This is a genomic window from Hymenobacter glaciei, from assembly GCF_039539585.1.
GTDB classification, from domain to species: Bacteria; Bacteroidota; Bacteroidia; order Cytophagales; family Hymenobacteraceae; genus Hymenobacter; species Hymenobacter glaciei.
The window spans coordinates 86,131-103,605 of sequence record NZ_BAABDK010000035.1 but is presented as its reverse complement, the minus strand read 5'-3'; the positions used below and the strand labels follow the sequence as shown (position 1 = coordinate 103,605).

Annotated in this window: 13 protein-coding genes; 3 read left to right on the top strand and 10 right to left on the bottom strand. The window is 62.0% G+C overall.

Annotated features, from left to right (window positions below; all coding sequences use genetic code 11):
• Positions 1–144: 144 nt before the first annotated feature.
• The 7 genes from ABD837_RS23855 to ABD837_RS23825 form a co-directional block, all read right to left on the bottom strand.
• Positions 145–3,723, bottom strand: a complete 3,579-nt coding sequence (locus ABD837_RS23855; RefSeq protein ID WP_345059603.1) for a M1 family aminopeptidase — start codon at positions 3,721–3,723, stop codon at positions 145–147.
• Between the two features lie 12 nt (positions 3,724–3,735).
• Positions 3,736–4,632, bottom strand: a complete 897-nt coding sequence (locus tag ABD837_RS23850) for an ABC transporter ATP-binding protein (protein WP_345059601.1) — start codon at positions 4,630–4,632, stop codon at positions 3,736–3,738.
• 264 nt (positions 4,633–4,896) lie between these two features.
• Positions 4,897–5,559, bottom strand: a complete 663-nt coding sequence (locus tag ABD837_RS23845; RefSeq protein WP_345059599.1) for a hypothetical protein — start codon at positions 5,557–5,559, stop codon at positions 4,897–4,899.
• Positions 5,560–5,652: 93 nt separating this feature from the next.
• Positions 5,653–6,120 carry a Crp/Fnr family transcriptional regulator gene (locus ABD837_RS23840; protein ID WP_345059597.1) on the bottom strand — a complete coding sequence of 156 codons (468 nt, stop codon included), beginning with the start codon at positions 6,118–6,120 and terminating at the stop codon, positions 5,653–5,655.
• Between the two features lie 557 nt (positions 6,121–6,677).
• Positions 6,678–7,976: a serine hydrolase domain-containing protein gene (locus ABD837_RS23835; RefSeq protein WP_345059596.1), complete on the bottom strand. Its 1,299-nt coding sequence runs from the start codon at positions 7,974–7,976 to the stop codon at positions 6,678–6,680.
• Between the two features lie 201 nt (positions 7,977–8,177).
• Positions 8,178–8,918, bottom strand: a complete 741-nt coding sequence (locus tag ABD837_RS23830) for a LytR/AlgR family response regulator transcription factor (protein ID WP_345059594.1) — start codon at positions 8,916–8,918, stop codon at positions 8,178–8,180.
• Between the two features lie 27 nt (positions 8,919–8,945).
• Positions 8,946–10,145 carry a sensor histidine kinase gene (locus ABD837_RS23825; RefSeq protein WP_345059592.1) on the bottom strand — a complete coding sequence of 400 codons (1,200 nt, stop codon included), beginning with the start codon at positions 10,143–10,145 and terminating at the stop codon, positions 8,946–8,948.
• Between the two features lie 701 nt (positions 10,146–10,846).
• Between ABD837_RS23825 and ABD837_RS23820 the strand changes: the two genes are divergently transcribed.
• Positions 10,847–11,437 (top strand): hypothetical protein, encoded by a 591-nt coding sequence (locus ABD837_RS23820; protein ID WP_345059591.1) that lies wholly within the window; start codon positions 10,847–10,849, stop codon positions 11,435–11,437.
• A gap of 158 nt (positions 11,438–11,595) precedes the next feature.
• Here ABD837_RS23820 and ABD837_RS23815 read toward each other — a convergent pair whose 3' ends face one another.
• From ABD837_RS23815 to ABD837_RS23805, 3 genes are all read right to left on the bottom strand, one after another.
• Positions 11,596–12,138 carry a hypothetical protein gene (locus tag ABD837_RS23815; protein WP_345059589.1) on the bottom strand — a complete coding sequence of 181 codons (543 nt, stop codon included), beginning with the start codon at positions 12,136–12,138 and terminating at the stop codon, positions 11,596–11,598.
• A gap of 174 nt (positions 12,139–12,312) precedes the next feature.
• A complete protein-coding gene (locus tag ABD837_RS23810; RefSeq protein ID WP_345059587.1) occupies positions 12,313–12,807 on the bottom strand; it encodes a hypothetical protein in 495 nt (164 codons plus the stop codon).
• Positions 12,808–13,072: 265 nt separating this feature from the next.
• Entirely contained in the window at positions 13,073–13,627 is a 555-nt protein-coding gene (locus tag ABD837_RS23805; RefSeq protein ID WP_345059585.1) for a hypothetical protein, read from the bottom strand.
• 313 nt (positions 13,628–13,940) lie between these two features.
• On the opposite strand from ABD837_RS23805, the gene ABD837_RS23800 reads away from it, so the two are divergent.
• Both ABD837_RS23800 and ABD837_RS23795 read left to right on the top strand, forming a co-directional pair.
• Positions 13,941–14,765, top strand: coding sequence for a universal stress protein (locus tag ABD837_RS23800; RefSeq protein WP_345059583.1), 825 nt, complete (start codon positions 13,941–13,943; stop codon positions 14,763–14,765).
• 77 nt (positions 14,766–14,842) lie between these two features.
• A complete protein-coding gene (locus tag ABD837_RS23795; protein ID WP_345059581.1) occupies positions 14,843–17,473 on the top strand; it encodes a cation-translocating P-type ATPase in 2,631 nt (876 codons plus the stop codon).
• Positions 17,474–17,475: the final 2 nt, after the last annotated feature.

Below are 17,475 nucleotides of genomic sequence, written 5' to 3'. Positions count from 1 at the left end.
ATATTCAACCACCCGCCCCAATAAGACCGTTTCACTGAGCCCTTGGTAACGAAGGCCTTTTACAAGCAAACGCAACTGCTGCCGCCCGATAATGGCCGGCAGCAGTTGCGTTTGCTTTCCGCTGCTCAAGAGCGAGAAAATACCTTACTGGCTTGGTTGCCGGCCAATTTCTATGGCCGCGCGGCTGTTGTCTTCGGGGCGGCGGTCAACCAGCAGTAAGTCCGGGTCGATGACGGCCTTTTGCGGAGCGGTAGGCACGGTTATGCGCATGATTTTCCGGGAAGACGTTACCAGTACCCGTTGCTGAAACAATACTTTGTTGCCCGCTCCATACAGCGCCACATCAACGTAGTCGTGCAGAGGAGCCTCGGTTTCCTTGCCCGTTTCGTTGGCGTAGCGTTTGTGGGCCTCGATTTGAACAATGGCCTGGTAGCGGCCGTCCGGCAACCGTTGGTAAGCTACTTCCTGCAGCTGGTTGTCATACAAGGTAATGCGCTTGAGCTGGTCCTGCACGAAGTAGTGGAGCGAATCGGGGGTGGCCCGCAGCAGGTAGCCGTAGAGGTCTTCGGAGGTGGGGTAGGGCGCCGGGCGGCCCTGGTAGTCGTGCATGAATTGGGCCAGTGCGCCGTGGAGGCGCTTTTCGCCGAGGTAGCCGCGCAGCGAGTACAGGGCCAGCGAGCCTTTGGCGTAGTGGATGTGGGGCTGGTCTTCGTTGTAGAGCAGGGGCAGCTCCCGCACCTTTTCGCTGGCCCGGCCGCGCAGGTAGAAGTCGAGGGCGTAGCGCCGCAGCGTGAGCACCTTGGCTGGGCCGTAAAGCCGTTCCAGCATCAGGGCCGAGAGGTATTCCGATACCGACTCCGACATAAACGTGGCGCCCTGCACGGCTGCGCCAACCACCCGGTGCGCCCACCACTGGTGCGCCATTTCGTGGGCTACCACGCGGTAGGTGCGGTCCACGTCGTGGTCTTCGTCGCTGACCTGGGCAATAAAGCCCAGCCCTTCGGAGTAGGGCATGGTGCCGGGAAAAGCCTGGGCAAACTGCTGATAGCGCGGAAACTCGATGATGCGCGCCTGCTGCTGTTGGTAAGCCCCAAACTGCTGGCCGTAGTACGCCACCGAGGCGCGCATGGAGCGCATCATGCGGTCGAGGTTGTAGGGGTGGGCGGGGTGGTAGTAGATTTCAAGGTCGACGCCGTTCAGCTTTTCGCGGCGCACCTGGTAGCGGGCCGAGGTGATGGAGTAAAAGTTGAGCACCGGCGCGGCTAGGCGGTAGTGGAAGTAGCGGCGGCCGTGCTGCTGCCATTCCTTCACCAGCGAGCCGGGGGCCACCGCAATCTGGTCGGGGCTGGTGCTCACCGTGGCTTCGAAGCGCAGCCGGTCGGCGTCGGTCGAAATGTAGGTGTTGGCGTAGGCGGCGCTGTCGCTCTGCGGGGCCATGCGGGCCCGTTCGGGCAGGTTGAATTTCGCCCGGTCGGTGGCGCTTTCCAGCTCCATATTGCGGGTGTAGCCAATGGTGGGCGCCAGGTCGAAGTTGTTGAGGAAAGTGCCGTTGCCGTTAATCAGGGGCCGGGAAACCTTGTTCTCAAAGCCGCGGGCCCGGTACTGGGCCGAGTAGCTCAGCACCAGTGAGTCGCCGGGGGCCAGGGCGGGCTGCAGCGCGTAGCTGCGGAAGCGCAGGCGCTGGTCGTTGCCCACGGGCCGGGCGCCGGGGATGGTGAACCGGAAGTCTTCGAGGTAGCTGCCGTAGGACAGGCGCAGCGTGTCGATGGGCCGGCTGGTTTTGTTGGTGAGTGTCATCCGGCCCTGCACCTGCGCGGCGCGGGCTTCGGGGGTGAGGTCCACTTGCAGGCTCACGGCCGTCACGCGGGGCTGGGGGTCGCGCTCGAAGCGCTTGTACTGCTTTTCGTAGTCGGCCTGCACGGCCTGGTCGTGGGCCTGGGTGGTGTAGTCGTTGCGCACCGCGGTGTTGTAGTGAATCCAGCCGCCGAGGCCCAGCCAGGCCAGCAGGCCGGTGGCGGCCACCACCCGCAGCGCCGGCGTAAACGACTGCCGCAGCTGCGCCTTGCTAAAGGTGCCGCCCACGGCCCGGCCCCGCACCCAAAGCCCGGCCGAGAGGGCCGCCAGCAGCACGGTGAAAGCTGCCCAGTACAGCTTGAACCACACGATGCTTTCCGCGAAAGGCCCGAAGCCGTTCATGTCGGAGTAGGTGAAGGCGGGGTTGTCGGCGAAGCGCAGCAGGTTGTTGTTCCAGTCCAGGGCCAGGCCGCTGATGGCTTCAAACAGGATAATGGCCACCGTGAGGCCATAGGCCAGGAACTTGTTGCGCAGCAGCACGTGCAGAAACACCGTGCCCACGGCCACCATTACGTAGCGGGTAAACTCGATGCCAAACACGGCCTTGCCGTACAGGCTCCATTCAAAGTTGGTGTAGCCCTGCAGCGCCTGGGCCGCCACGCACACCAGCACGCCCACGCTCGTGAGCAAGGCGGCCACGGCCACCAACGTCAGCATCTTGGCCGTGTAGGGCACCCAGGAAGGGCGCGGCGACGCATCCAGGATGCCGTCGAGGCGGGCGTCCTGCTCTTTCCACACCAGCACCCCGGCGTAGTACACCAGCACGGCTATTACGAACAGCCCGTAGGTGCCGTTAATCAAATCGAGCATGGTGTAGGTGACGGGGTAGAAGTGGCCGCCCTCCCGCTCCGAGGCCGTGGCCGCAATGCTGAGCAGGTTGATGACGCCCACCCCAAGCAGTATCCAGAACGGCACCGCTTTCAGAATGCCCAGCAAATCCAGGCGCACCTGCTGCGCCAGCTGCACCAGCGCCGCGCCGCGGTCGTGGCGCGGCTGCACCTGGGGCCGGGGCGTGGGCGGTGAAGTACGTACCGAGGCGGGCGCGTCGGCCAGCCGGCGCTTGGGGGCTTTGCCGGTCGCGGTGGTGAAGGAAAACAAGCCGTGGGTGAGGCCCATCAGCGCCCCAGCGATGCCCAGCCACACCAGGCGGTTGGTGAGCAGCGGCCCGGCGAAGGCCAGCACCTCGGTGTTTTTCTCCGCCACCGTCCAGTACTTGGTCAGGGAGGAGAGCGTGCGCAGGCCGAAGGGGTCGAGCAGCAGCACGCTGGCCGGCGTATCCAGGTTGGGCGTGAGCAGGCCCACCAGCAGAAAGCCCACCATCAGCCCCAGCGCGGCAATAAAGGCATATACGGTGTTGCGCGTGAGCACCGTGAGGCAGTAGATGATGGCCCCGGCCAGCACCACGTTGGGCACGATAAACAAGCCGACCGCCTGCAGGTACGGCGCCAGCTGAAACGCGCCCACCCGGGCCGGCTCGTTAAGCGGCGTGCCCAGGGCAATGGCCAGCAGCATGCCCAGCAACGCCAGCACCGCTACCAGCAGGCCGCCGGCGAAACGGCCCCAGAGATAGCCGGCTTTTTCGAGCGGCGCGGCGTAGAGCACCTGCGCATAGTTTGAGCCGGAGTCGCGGGTGGCCGTGCTCGCCATGATGGCCGTGATGAAGAGCAGGCACAGCATGGTCATGGCCGCGGCCCGGTTCAGAATGGCGAAGGGCGCGTTCACGTGCAGGTTGCGCAGGTCCTGGCCCATTTGCAGGCTGGGCCAGAGCATGGCCAGAAACGTCATCCCGAAGGTGACGGCCAGGAAGATGTAGGTGAGCGGCTGCTTGCGCCAGGTGGCCAGCTCGAAGCGGAAAAAGGCAGTAAACATGAGCGGGCGGGCTTAGGCGTGAACGAGAGTAGGCTGCACGGCTTTCCCCTGAATGGTGGAGAAAAACACGTCTTCCAGGCTGGGCTCCACGGCCCGAAAGCCGGCGAGGCCCAGGTCATCGCCCACCACGTGCAGCAGCGGCTGCCCGGCCAGCAGCTTGGTCGAAATCACGGCGTACTCCTGCTCGTACCCGGCCAACTCGGCCTTCTCGATGGTGCGCTCCCAGATGCGGCCCTTCAGCGCGTGCATGGCGGCCTGGGGCTGCCCGGCAAACAGCACCTGGCCCTGGTTGATGATGGCCATGTTGCGGCACAGCTCGCGCACGTCGTCCACGATGTGGGTGCTCAGAATGACGATGATGTTCTCGCCAATCTCGCTCAGCAGGTTGTAGAAGCGGTTGCGCTCGCCGGGGTCGAGGCCGGCCGTGGGCTCGTCGACGATGATAAGCAGGGGCTGGCCGATGAGGGCCTGGGCAATGCCGAAGCGCTGCTTCATGCCGCCCGAAAATGTGCTGATGTTGCGCTTGCGCACATCGTAAAGGTTGGTTTGCTCCAGCAGGGCCTTCACCGTGTCGCGCCGCTCGGCGCGGTTCACAATGCCTTTCACCACGGCCATGTGGTCGAGCAAGTCCTCGGCCGACACCCGCGGGTACACCCCAAACTCCTGGGGCAGGTAGCCCAGCACCCGGCGCAGGGCCATCTTGTCCTCCAGCGCGTCGATGGCATCGAGGTGGATGCTGCCGCTGTCGGGGGCCTGCAGCGTGGCAATGGTGCGCATCAGCGAGCTTTTGCCGGCGCCGTTGGGCCCAAGCAGGCCAAACATGCCCTGCGGGATGGTCAAGCTCACATTATCGAGCGCCTTCACCCCATTGGGGTAGGTCTTCGACAGGTTTTTGATAGTCAGTTCCATGCAGGTCAGGAGTGAAAGGGTGGCGTCGTGGCACCTGCCACGCGGTTTAGTAGGACAAACATCCGCCTATTCCTTCGCCCCTGAAAGGCCCAATGAGTAAGTGGTAAGCCCCGGCGAGAATCCGGCGGGGTTGACTTAGAAGTTCCGCTGTTTGGGGGTGGCTTTTGAACGGCCGAAACGGAGCAGAGAAGCGACTTTTCGCTTCTCTGCTCCGTTTCGCTCACTTACTCAGCTGGCTGTTCGCACCCGCATTGCCCAGTCGTATCAGGCTGTTATGGCATCGAGTTGGAGTGGGGCTGGTTTGCGCAGCCAAATACCCATCAGCAGGGTCCAGCTCACAAACCCGAACACGAATAGCTTGATGCCGATAAAGTCGACCAGCGCGATGCCGTTTAGCATAGTTAGGGCTACCGCCAGGGCCATTAGTACGCCATAGTACCCAATCCATTTCGGCAGGACCTTGGAGCGCAGAATACCCACCGACCACGTCAGCACAGCAACGCTCACTGCTACCACGTAGACCAGCGAAAAGGACTGAATGACTGCTGTATTGTAAGCCAGCAGCGTGGCCAGCTGGCCGGCAATGGCCCCCGGCCGCTTCGCCGCGGCCACCAGCGCCGAAACCACCAGTCCGTCCATCGTCATGGCACTCACAATGGCCACCATGCCGCCGCACATGGCAATAAAGGCGAGGGCGGCGGTAGGAGTGGCCAGCCGCCTGGTCAGCTGCCACGCCCCCAGCAGCACAAAGGGCACCGACAGCAGCCCCATCGAATGGGTGAAAATATTCATCGCAAACACGATGGGCGGCACGCTCAGCAAGCCCGCCAGACTACCGGCGTGCGGGTGCGCCAGCATGGTGATAATCATGAGGGCCGTTCCCAGCATAAAGGAGGTTCCTTCCGGCGATTTCAATTGTGCGTTCATGTTCTTGATTATTGGTTCGGGGCAAAAGTAGACGGGCTCATTTGCTGCTACCTTGACCGAAATCAAGAAATGAAATCCACTCAGCAGGTTGCTTTATTTCCACCTTTTTCTCACTCGACTGACCGTTTCCGGCGCGATTTGCAGCAAGGCGGCAATGTGTTTCAGGGAGAATTTCTGGAGCAGCTGCGGGCGCGTGGTGAGCAGATGCTGATACGCCGCATCGGGCGACAGCTGGCCGGAGTGGGAGGTGGCAGGGTGCTGGACCAACTCCAGGAGGCGGCCGAGCTGAAAAAACGCCGGCTGCACCTTTATCAGTTCGTGCACCGAGGCCAGCGCCAGTTCCAGCACCTCGCACTCTTCCTGGGCCAGAATGCCTCCTTCGGCCGGCTTTTGGGCGGTCAGGCTCGTGTAGTCCGCCATCCAATCGTGCTCGATGTGCAAATTCACCACCCGTTCGTCGCCCGCTTCCGTCTGCGTGATGTAGCGGCAGCTGCCGCGCAGCAGAAAGAACAGGGATTGACACACCTGGCCCTGCTGCACCAACCAAGCCCCTTTAGGCACAACCCGACGATGCAGCCGACTTTCGAGAAGCTGTAATTCGGGGGCTGAGAACTGCCCAATCGTTTGGATGGATGCTAACAGGGCAGGATTCACGAGGTGACTATTTGCGCCTTGGTGGGGCTGGCGAAGGGATGTCCGAGCGTCAGCCTTACGCAATGGCTCCAACACTAAAACCGAACGGTACCGCTTCCGAACGGCTGAAACTGGCCCTGTTTTCACCCGGTAAAACTAGCGCCAACCGGCGTTTCAAGGTTCTTATCTGCCCCACGAGTGGCTATCCGGCCGGCTGCTCCGGCTGGCCGTCGTCCAACAAGCGGTAAATTACCCCTGAAACCGCTTCATCAGCTCGTCCTTTTTGCGGCGCGAGACTTCGATAATAGAGTCGTCGGTGAGCTGCACGTAGCTGCCGCTGCCTTTGATGTAGCGCTTCACGTGGGCCGCGTTGATGAGGTGCGACTGCCCGACCTGTCTACTTTCCGATACACTTTCAGCCTTGGTTAAAAGGCTGGCCTGGAAGCTAAACCAAGGTTAAGGCCGCGCATGAGGCTACTAGCGGCTTATGGCAATCGTTTGGTTGGCAAGGTGAGGCCGTCGCTGAGCAGAATGAGCCGGTAGGCTTGGGTGGTTGGGTCCAGCTCGAAGCGGAGGCCTTCGGCGGATTCGGGGTCGTCGAAGAAGGTGGTTTCGCCGTCGGGGCGAAACCGCGTCGTGGTGCCGTCCTTCTCCACCAGCAGCAACAGTCCTTTTTCCACGCGCACTTCAAACACCTGGGCGGGGTCGGCTTCGAGAACGAAGCGGCCGGTATAGTGCTGAAGTACGGCCGCGGGCACGGCAACTTCGCGGCGGTTCATGGCGACGGGCAGCTGGTACGGTTCGCCCGCCACGATGCGGGGCACGTCTTGAATGACTTTTTCGAAGGGCATATCCGAGTAGTTGCTCATCAGCAGAAACGTGAGTTGTTTAGCCGGGTGCTGGTAGAAATAGGCGCGGTAGCCGGGGCGGCCGCCGGCCTGCACCACCGCCCCCTCGGCGTTGAGCAAGTGCTGAGCCGACTCGGCGGTGAGCACTTGGCCGCTGAATAGGCCGGCCGCGAATCGGGCCAGGTCGTCGAGGCTGGCGTAGTAATTGCCCGTTTCGAAGCGGTTGATGGCCACGGCCGCTACGGGACGGATGCGGCGGCGCTCGTCGGTCGCAAAGCCATAGGCGAAGCGGCGGACCCGGCCCGTGGCGTTGAACTCGCCGGTGTGCTTCATGCCGAAGGGCCGCAGGATGTCGCGCTGCACGAAGGCGGTGTACCCGTGGGGGCTGGCAAGGTCTACAATGCGGTGGAGCACGAAAAAGCCCACGTTGGAGTACTGGGTGCGGGTGCCGGGCTCGAATAGCAACGTTTCTTGCTGCGCCAGCTCAATGGTGCGGACCAGGCTCACTTGGTCGAGTTGCCGGGTGTTACGCAGTTCCCGTGGCAGGCCCGACTGGTGGTTCAGCAGGTGGGCCACGGTGATGTCGCGGCCACGGGGGAAATCGGGCAGGAACTTGCTGACGGGGTCTTGCAGACCGAGCCGGCCCTGCTGAACGAGCACCAGCACGCCGTATTTGATGAACAACTTCGACACCGACGCGATGATGAAGCGGCTGTCGGGGGCCACGCGCAGGCTGTCGCTCTGGCCGGGAATGTTGTAGGTTTCGCGAAGCAGCTCCTGCCCTTGGCTGGCCACCAGCACGTTGCCGTTGAACTTCTTCTGGGCCGTGAGGGCGGCGAAGTATGCGTCGAGCTGGGCGCTGGGCGGGGCCGCCGACTGGGCGCGGAGGGTCGCGGCGGTGGTGAGCAACAACAGGCAGAGGGCAAGGTGTTTCATAGCAGATGGGCGGGGCAGCAGGAAGTGAATGGCATAAAGTGAGGGGGCAGGTGCTCCGTTTCAGAACCGAAATGCGGTAAGGGATTCCGGCCCGCGCTGGCCGGGAAAGGGTTGCGGCGGTTTGGGTTTGTTAGACTGCATCTAAAAAGCGTGGCCAACGGCCCTGCCCGTTTGGTTTTTAAACCACACGAGCAGCTGGCATCACGCCTGAAACCGCTTCATCAGCTCGTCCTTCTTGCGGCGTGAGACTTCGATAATGGAGTCGTCGGTGAGCTGCACGTAGCCGCCGCTGCCTTTGATGTAGCGCTTCACGTGGGCCGCGTTGATGAGGTGGGACTGATGGATGCGAATGAAGCCATAGTCGCTGAACAGCTCCTCGTACTCCTTCAGCGTGCGGCTGACCAGGATTTTCTCCTTGCCTTCGAGCACGAACAGCGTGTAGTTGTCGTCAGCCTGGCAGCGCACGATGCGGGCCACTTCCACCACTTCAAAGCCCTGCATGGTAGGCAGCACTACTTTGCCGGCCGGTCCATTCCGCTCACGCAGGTTGTCGTAGAAGGTGTTGAGCTGCGCGGCCACGGGGGATTTTTGGCGCTGGGCTTTGGCCACGGCTTCGCGCAGCTCGGCCACGCCCACGGGCTTCAGCAAGTAGTCGAGGGCGCAGAACTTGATGGCCCGCAGCGCATACCGGTCGTGGGCGGTGGTGAAGATGATGTCGAACGAGGCCGTGCCCAGCATGTCCAGCAAGTCGAAACCCGAACCCAACGGCATTTCCACGTCCAGAAACAGCAGGTCGGGCGTTTGCTCGCGCAGCAGCTGCAGGCCCGCTTCGGCCGAAGCCGCTTCGCCGATGATGGTCACGTCGGGGCAGTAGTGCTGCAACAGGCCCCGCAGCGCTTCGCGGGTGTTGGTTTCGTCGTCAATGAGAATGGTTCGGGTCACGGGCAGAAGCGTGGGAAAGGCGGAAAATTAGGAATGCAAGCGCGGAATGCGGACCACCACGCGGGTGCCTTGGGGCGGGGAGTCGGCGCTGCCCAGGTCGGTAATGAGGACGGTGATGGGGTGCCGGGCTTGTCGGTTGAGCAGGGCAATGCGTTCCTCCATAATGGCTGAACCGCGCGACGGATAGCCCGCGTGGTTGCCGGGCTGCCCGGCGGCGCGCTGGCGGCCCACGCCGTTGTCCTGCACCACGGCCACCAGGTAATCAGCCTCCCGGGTTACGCGCACCGCTACCTGGCCCTGGCCGGCGTGGTGTGCCAGGCCGTGCCACACGGCATTCTCCACGAACGGGTGCAGGAGCATGGCGGGGATTTCCTCGTCCAGCAGTGCCTCCTCGGCGGCCACCTCGTAGGTGAACCGGCCCTCGAAGCGCAGGGCTTCCAGCTCCAGGTAGCTGCGCAGCATGCTCAGCTCGGCGCGCACCGTGAGTAGCGGCTGGCGCGACTGTTCCAGAATCAGCCGCATCAGCCCGCCGAAGCGGGTGAGGTAGTGCTGGGCGGCTTCGGCCTGATGCCGCAGGATGTAGTTCTGGATAGACTGCAAGGAGTTGAAGATGAAGTGGGGGTTCATCTGGGCCAGCAGGGCGCGCTGCTCGGTTTGGGCCAGGCGCAGCTGCACCTGCTGCCCCCGGCGCCACTGCCAGCCGGCCCACAGGCTGGCACTTACTACTAAAAGCCCGCCCGCCGTCCAGCCCAGCCATTGCCAGCTAACCGGCTGCACTTTCGGCAGGCGCCGGATGCCCTGATTCGTGACAAACACCCAGCCGTGGGCATCCTCGCCGATAAACTGCACGGCCAGGCCGCGCAGGGCGGGCAACGGCGCCAGCCGCCGCCCGGCGTAGCGTACCGCGCCGGCCCGGGTACCAATCCAGAAGTCGCCGCTGGGTGGGGCATAAAGCGCGGTGATTTGCTTGCTGGGCAGCCCCTGCGCGTAGCTGATTTCGCGGAAGCCGGTGCCCTCATACATCTGGAGCCCTTCGCGCGTACCCACCCAGATTTGGCCACTGGCATCCTGCGCCAGCGCCGTAATGGTGTCGTTGCTCAGACCATTTTGGGTGGTGAAATAAGTTTTCTTAGCGCCCTCGTTCAGCCAGAGACCGCGCGGTGCCGCCTCCCATACTCTTCCCTGCTGGTCAACCAGCCTTGGCCCGCCAGCAAGCGGTTCGCTCATGTTTTGTTCGGCAGCGCCAGCAGGCCGCAACCCCAAAAAACTTAAGCAGACAAGCCAACGCTGCCCTATCACGTATGTGCTCATCCGCTAAAAGTAGGAAAATAGCGAGTAATCTATGCTGTATGAAACGCCCATTCGCGCGGCAAGAGGCAAAGCGGGCTGCCCCTTGGTTACCCAGGCACCAGTGGCATCGCTCTGGCTAGCAACCCATTAAAGTCCGCGCAATGGCAGGAAACGAGAATAACGACAGAAAAGCCCAGGCGCGGTGGGTTGCGAAGCCTCTGTTTGTTACGGGTAATAGCGGAGCCTGCCATAACGGGCTGAACCTGCGTCCAGTGGAGCGCAGGGCAAACATTATGCTGCTTTCGCCGCTGCTCCCGGACTATTCCCGCGAACCAATCGTGGAGAAAGCCGACGTAAGCTTGCAAGCCAAAGGCGTCGGGGGCGTTCATCCTGTGGCAACACCAGAGCGTTGCTTGCTTGGGCCAATGGCCGTGGGCATGAGTAGCCCGCCAGCGCATGCAGAATGACCTTATTTTAGTTGAGCAGACCTTGTTTACGGCCCGTCCGTTTCGCTGACCTCTTACTCAAGTTGCTTACCCTGGCTGAATGCCGGTTGCCTGAACCGTGCCTTTCCTTTGCAGCTTACCTTAGGGCACCTGGTACTACGCACAGAGGCATCTCCATCCAAATGAACTAGTATGCACAAGAAAAACCTCGTCCTGGCCTGGGCGGCATTGCTGTGGCCTTTGCCAGCGGTCCACGCCCAAGAAGCTGCCGGAAAAGGCGGTTCGATTCAGGCCGCCGTTGGCGTTGGCGCACAGGAAGGGAACGAAGAAGGCGGGCTGGGGGTGGTGTACGCCCTCGGATACCTGAAGAGCTGGGGGGCCGCCGCCCGGTGGCGCTTTAATCCCCAAATAGTTTGCGGCGAATTTTCATCGGCCGGGTTCACCGACCGCCAGGACCAGTTTTATCGCACCACCTCGGCGGGCGTGGCCGTGCACTACGATGTGCTGCGCTACCGGGCGGTGGCCGTGGTCGTTTCTGGTGGGGGCTCGGCGAGCTATGCCCGCGGCTTGTTGGGAACGGGAGGCGAACAGCAACTTCCAACCGAAGGCTCCCGCTATTTCCACCGACTCTATTTTAGCGCCAATGGGGGCGTGGGGCTGCGGGTGAGCCCCACGCAAGGCCGGTTGGCGTACGAATTTCGCCCGCTCACGCTGCAAGTGGGCACGAAAGGATTTTTTATGGGGTATGCGACGGTGGGCCTCGAGGTTAAGCTGCACCGATAAGCCTTGCTGTTGCCAAACGGAGCACGTTTAGCGCACGGCCCCTTCCGCTGAGTCCATCTCGTGGCTTTCAGACCGATGGCCAATCCGTTTTGCAGCGTATACGGCTTCGAACGGCGTCGAATAATCTGCCCTCGCGGCCTCAAGCACAGGGGCGTGGGTTAATAGCCGTAGGCGACGCCCTGCTTAAGACTCGTAGGGACCTGGGCCGTCTGGAAAGCGTTGCCCATCGAACCCCGCTGGGTGTTTTGAGCTTGTAGTAGCACAATATGGGCCCCCATTTTTGCCGCTTCGCGCTTCAGCTTCTCGGTGGCACGCGCATCAATGTTGGCTTGATTCGACAAGGCAGTTGCCCCGCTGGCTTTGGCGCGCACCTCTCCCTTTCGGCTTAAGCCACTCACGTCAGACTCCAATGTCGTAACCACCACTTTTTGCCAATCTTCTTCGCTGGCAATCACCACTTTTTCCGAAAACTTTTCGACGCGGCCACTCGCAAACTCAATTTCTTTAAGCTGGTTTTTGTTGACCACATTGACGGCTTTTTCCCCCGGATACGAGAAGGAAACCTCGCGTTCGTTCACACTGATGACGTTAACCAGCAATTCTTCATTGGTCAACTTGACCAGCTTGTCAGGTTTAACCTCCTGAGCCTTGGCCGAGAAAGCAAAAAGAGTTAGTAGCAGCGCAGTGGTAGTCGTTTTCATGTCAGGGGTAAAAAGCGGTTTTAAAACCATCAATTGAAAGGTTGGCCCCAAAGCTAATCTATAAGCGCATAAATCTTGCTGCGTAGAAATAAGCCCTTAATTGGTTTGAAACGACGGTTTGCTGAATTCCATAACTAGCTGCTTCAGGCCCTCAGAAGTCCGTAACCAGCAATTTTATTGAATAGCCTGCACGCTACAATAGCTCATTACCCGACCCATCGGGCTCATAAAAACATAGTAGCAGTGCAATTGGCCACGCGCAGCAGCCACCACCACAGGGACCACTTCAACGCCGGGAAACGAAATGTGTTCAAAGAGGGTAACGGCGGGCGAGTTGCCGTTATACCGCGTGATAAGTCTGGCTTGCACCGCCAGCGGTACTGGTTTGGGTGGGGTTTTCCCCCTCGCGATACGTGCAACATAGGCTGCATCTGAGCTAGTGCTCAACAAAGAGTCGAGCATGCCACACGGGCGGTACATAGCAAAATCAAAGGGCCGTTCTTCCGTATGGCCGAAATACACGAATTTTTTGGTGCGGGGAAAATCCTTCGGGAACACCTCCTGAAATAGATAGGTCGCGGCTGTGCGCTCGCACACACTTGCTGGCAATTGCTGAGAAAAGGCCGTTAGAGACAGGCAAGTACAGACGGCGAAAAAGTACGGCTTCATAAAGGGACTGACGGCGGATGCCGCTAGTTATGCATGTTCCTCTCTTGCCTTCTTAACCCTCCGTTTGGTAAACCACCAGCAGCGGCCTAGTGCCGGATGGCTCGCAAGCTACTTTATTGCCGTGGGAGTTTGCGAAACTCGTCTACGAATCAAAGTTCACGAAATGTCCAGAGGGGACGAGTTTTGTGGACTAGGCTTATTCTAGAGAATTTTAGTAGGTGCCAAAACGGCTCGGAAACGCAGGTTTCCCGAGCCGTTTTTAATGCTAGGTCGTTGCCGCGAGTTCTTTACGAGCCGAGCCAGCAGTCAGGGAGCCGTTCGAAGCAGTGCGCCTGGCGCGGTTCGGCCGGGTGGCGAGAGCCGGAAGGGCATTGGCAACGGAGGTGGGCCGAACCACTTGCAGCACCGGCGCCAACGTTTGCTCTTTCCGTAGCTGCCTAGCCGCTTTGCGCATTGCTTTAGCAGCTTGCTTCGCTTGCTTGCCGCGCTGTTTAATGAGCTTAGCAGCCAAGCGGTTCACCGTCTTGGTAATAGGCCTGGGCGCTGCGGTGCTGGTGGCGGTACCCAAGCCCAACTGGGGCCGCAGCGCGGTGAGGAGCTCCGCCGCCAATGCCTTGCGCTGGGTTTTAGCGGTGGGCCCGGTTACTTTCCGGGCGGCGTGCTCTTGCTTCGCTTGTTGCTTAGTGAGTTGTTGCGCCAGCTGCTTCAGGGTTTTGGCCACGCCTTTCAGCGAGTAGCCAGTGGCCACCGCTTCAGGGTCAAACTGGGTGGCGACAGCCGTGGTAAGTTGGTCGGTGAGAGTCTGCATCGGAGTATGCATAAAAAGGTGGAAAAGGGTGAAAATTCACAAAACGCGGAGCTGCCTGCGGCTAGTGCCGCAAAGCCAGCCGATTGGGTAGCACAAAGCTGCTCTTTGCTCCATCCGTTTACCATGATTTTTCCAGAGCTCACGCCTGATTGTTATCAGGGGGTGGGTTTCGCCATTGGTCGCCGTACCACCCACCTACTCCAGAAATAGCGGGGCCCCAATTGTTCCTGATTAAAATCAGGAATACGGCTGACGTTATGCATGCCAATCGCAGGCACTCGGGCAGTCCTTTGCCAGTGGTTTTACCACTAACATCCCTGCCCTTATGGTCCCCTCCCTGCTGATTCTCACGGATTTTTTCCAGGCTGCCAAACGCGCCCTCGACTACGCCACCAACCTGGCCGAACCGCTGGGCGCGCGCCTGGTGCTGCTGCACGTGCGGCGCGACTCCATCATCGACCCGGACTTGCTTACCGGCGAGCTGTCGAGCCTGAACCAGCACGCGGTTAAGCTGGCGCTGAATCGCATTACCGCCAACCTGCCCGTGCCGGTGGTGGCCGAAGTGGACCACGGCCGCGTAGCCTCCGCCGTGGCCGACGCCGTGAGCCGCCACCACCCGGCCCTGGTGGTGCTGGGCCGGCCCGCCACAGAAGAAACCCCCGATGAGCTGGTCAGCACCACGGCCCTCGACATCCTGCGCACCGCCCCGTACCCGATGCTGGTGGTGCCGCATAATGTGCACACGACCAAGCCGCCGCGGCGCATCTTGCTGGCCGTGGATGGCGAAGACTTCTCGCTGGGCCAGCACACGGGCACCATGCGGCACCTGCTCGATGCCCTGCACGCGGAACTGACTCTGCTTCATGTAACGGAAAACACTGACCCGAGCGAAAGCGGGGCGGCGACGCTGGCCCTGGTGCAGCGCACCGGCCTGACCGCCGACCTCGTGCAACCCGTTCGGAGCTTGAGCATCGACGCCCCGGCCCCAGCGGAGGGCATTTTACAAGCGGCCCGGCCCACCTACTTCGATATGGTCGTGCTCATTGCCCGGCCGCGCAGCTTCCTCGGCGAGCTGTTTCACCACAGCGTCACGGCGCAGGTGCTGCTGCATAGTACCGTGCCCGTGCTGGTGTTGCCGGCCACCGAATAGGCGGCGAACTGCCGCTTCGCGCCAATGCCGCGCGCCATCCATCGGGCTTGCCCAACTACTTCCGCTCTCTGTTTTCTATGGAATACCACGTTGCGCCCGTTGCCGAGGTAGCCCTGGAACTGCGGGCTACCCCGGCCGGCCTCGATGCAGGCACGGCCCGGCAGCGCCTGCTCGAATCCGGCCCGAACGTGTTGACCGAGACGAAGAAGAAAACCACGTGGCAGCTGCTGCTGCACCAGCTGGCCGACGTGATGATTGTGGTGCTGCTGACGGCGGCGGCGGTATCGGCCTTAGTAGGCGAATGGAAGCCGGCGGGCGTCATTCTGACCATTGTGGTCCTGAACGCCGTCATCGGTTTCGTGCAGGAATACCGGGCCGATAAGGCCCTGGAGGCTTTGCAGAAGATGGCCGCGACGCAGGCCCAGGTGCTGCGCAACGGCCAGCCCGTAGAAATTGTGGCCGCCGACCTGGTGCCCGGCGACGTGGTCGTGCTCGAAGCCGGCGACGTTATTCCGGCCGACGTGCGCTTCCTGGAAACCCACGCGCTGAAAGTGGATGAGTCCTCGCTAACGGGCGAATCCACGAACGTGGAGAAAACCACCGGGGCCCTGCCCGCCGGCGAGTATCCGCTGGCCGACCGGTGCAACATGGGCTACAAAGGCACCAGCGTGACCAACGGCCGGGCCACGGCCTACGTGGTGGCCACCGGCATGCGCACCGAGCTGGGCAAAATTGCGGGCCTGCTGCAAACCGAGGAAACAGTGACGCCGCTGCAAAAGCGGCTGGCTACGCTGGGCAAGTACCTCTCGGCGGCGGCGCTGGTGATTGGGGCGCTATTCTTCGGTATGGGATGGCTGCGGGGCGAGCCGCTGGGCACCCTGCTGCTGGTGTCCATCTCGCTGGCCATTGCCGCCCTGCCCGAAGCGTTGCCCGCCCTCGTCACCGTGTCGCTGGCCCTGGGCGCTAAGTGGCTGATGCAGCACCAGGCCCTCATCCGCAAGCTGCCAGCCGTGGAAACGCTGGGCTCCGTCACCTACATCTGCACCGATAAAACCGGCACCCTCACGCTCAACCAAATGACGGTAGAGGACACCTATGCCGCGCCCACGTTTGCCTTGCCGGGGCTGGATAACGGGACGGCCCTGCTCACGGCCATGGCCCTGAACCACGACGTGACGCAGGACCCCGCCGGCCACTGGCTGGGCGACTCCACCGAGGTAGCCCTGGTGCAATACGCCGCAGCAAAGGGCCAGGCCCGCACCGCCCTCGAAAGCCGGTTTCCGCGCGTGGGCGAGCTGCCGTTCGATTCGCAGCGCAAGTGCATGACGACGCTGCACCAAACCAAACAAGGCGTGCTGTGCCTCACCAAAGGAGCTATGGGCGCCCTACTCGCCCAGCTTGACGCCGACCAGCAGGCAGAAATTTCAGAGCTGCGGCGGCGCGCCGATGCCCTGGCCGCGAAAGGCTTTCGGGTGCTGGGCTACGCCGCCCGGCTGTTGCCCGACCTGCCTACGGATGTCACGCCTGCCACCGTCGAGACCGGAATGCGCTTCATCGGCTTTGCCGGGCTGATTGACCCGGCCCGCGAAGAAGCTCGGCAGGCTGTGGCCGAGTGCCAGGCCGCCGGCATCGTGGTCGTCATGATTACCGGCGACCACCCGCTCACCGCCCGGGCCATTGCTGAAAAGCTGGGCATCCTTTCCGGGCCCGATGAGCTGGTGCTGACCGGCTCGGAGCTGACCAAGCTCGCCGAGCCGGCCTTCGCGGCCCTGGTCGAAAAAGTGCGGGTGTATGCCCGCGTCGACCCGGCGCAGAAGCTGCGCATCATCCGCGCGCTGCAGGCCCGGCACCAACTGGTGGCCATGACGGGCGACGGCGTGAACGACGCGCCCGCCCTCAAAAACGCTGACATCGGCGTGGCCATGGGCATCAACGGTACCGAAGTAGCCAAAGAAGCGGCATCCCTGATTCTGCTCGACGACAACTTTGCCACGATGGTGGAAGCGGTGAAGCACGGGCGGCGCATCTTCGACAACATCCTCAAATTCATTTGCTACATCCTGGCCGGCAGCGTGGGGGAAGTCTGCTCGCTGTTTCTGGCGCCGCTGTTTGGCCTGCCGGTACCCCTGCTGGCCATTCATATTTTGTGGGTGAACCTGATAACCGACGGCCTGCCCGCGCTGGCTCTGGCCTACGAGCCCGCCGAAGCCCAAAGCATGCAGCGCCCTCCCATCGACCCGCGGCAAACCATTTTCGCCAACGGGCTGGGCTGGTTTGTTGTCCTGGTTGGGGTGCTGATAGGGGGCACCACCATCGGCACCGAAGCCTGGGCGCTGCGCCACGGCATCGCCCACTGGCAAACCATGGCCTTCACCGTGCTCTGCTTCAGCCAGCTGGGCCTGGTGCTGGCCATTCGGTCGCGGCACGAGTCCTTTTTTAGCTTGGGCCTGCTCTCCAATAAGCCCCTATTGGGTGCCGTGGGACTAACCCTGGCGCTGCACCTGCTGATTGTGTACACGCCCTTTTTCAACCACCTGCTCAGCACCCAGCCGCTAACGTGGGCGGAGTTGGGCATTGCCGTAGCCGTATCGAGCGGGGCGTTCTGGGCCGTGGAGCTGCAGAAGCTCATCAGCCGCCGGCAGCTTCGCTCGGTGGTACAGCTTCCAGTGCTGAAGGTTGGGGTAGCGCGGGCAGCAGTAGCCGCTTAGAG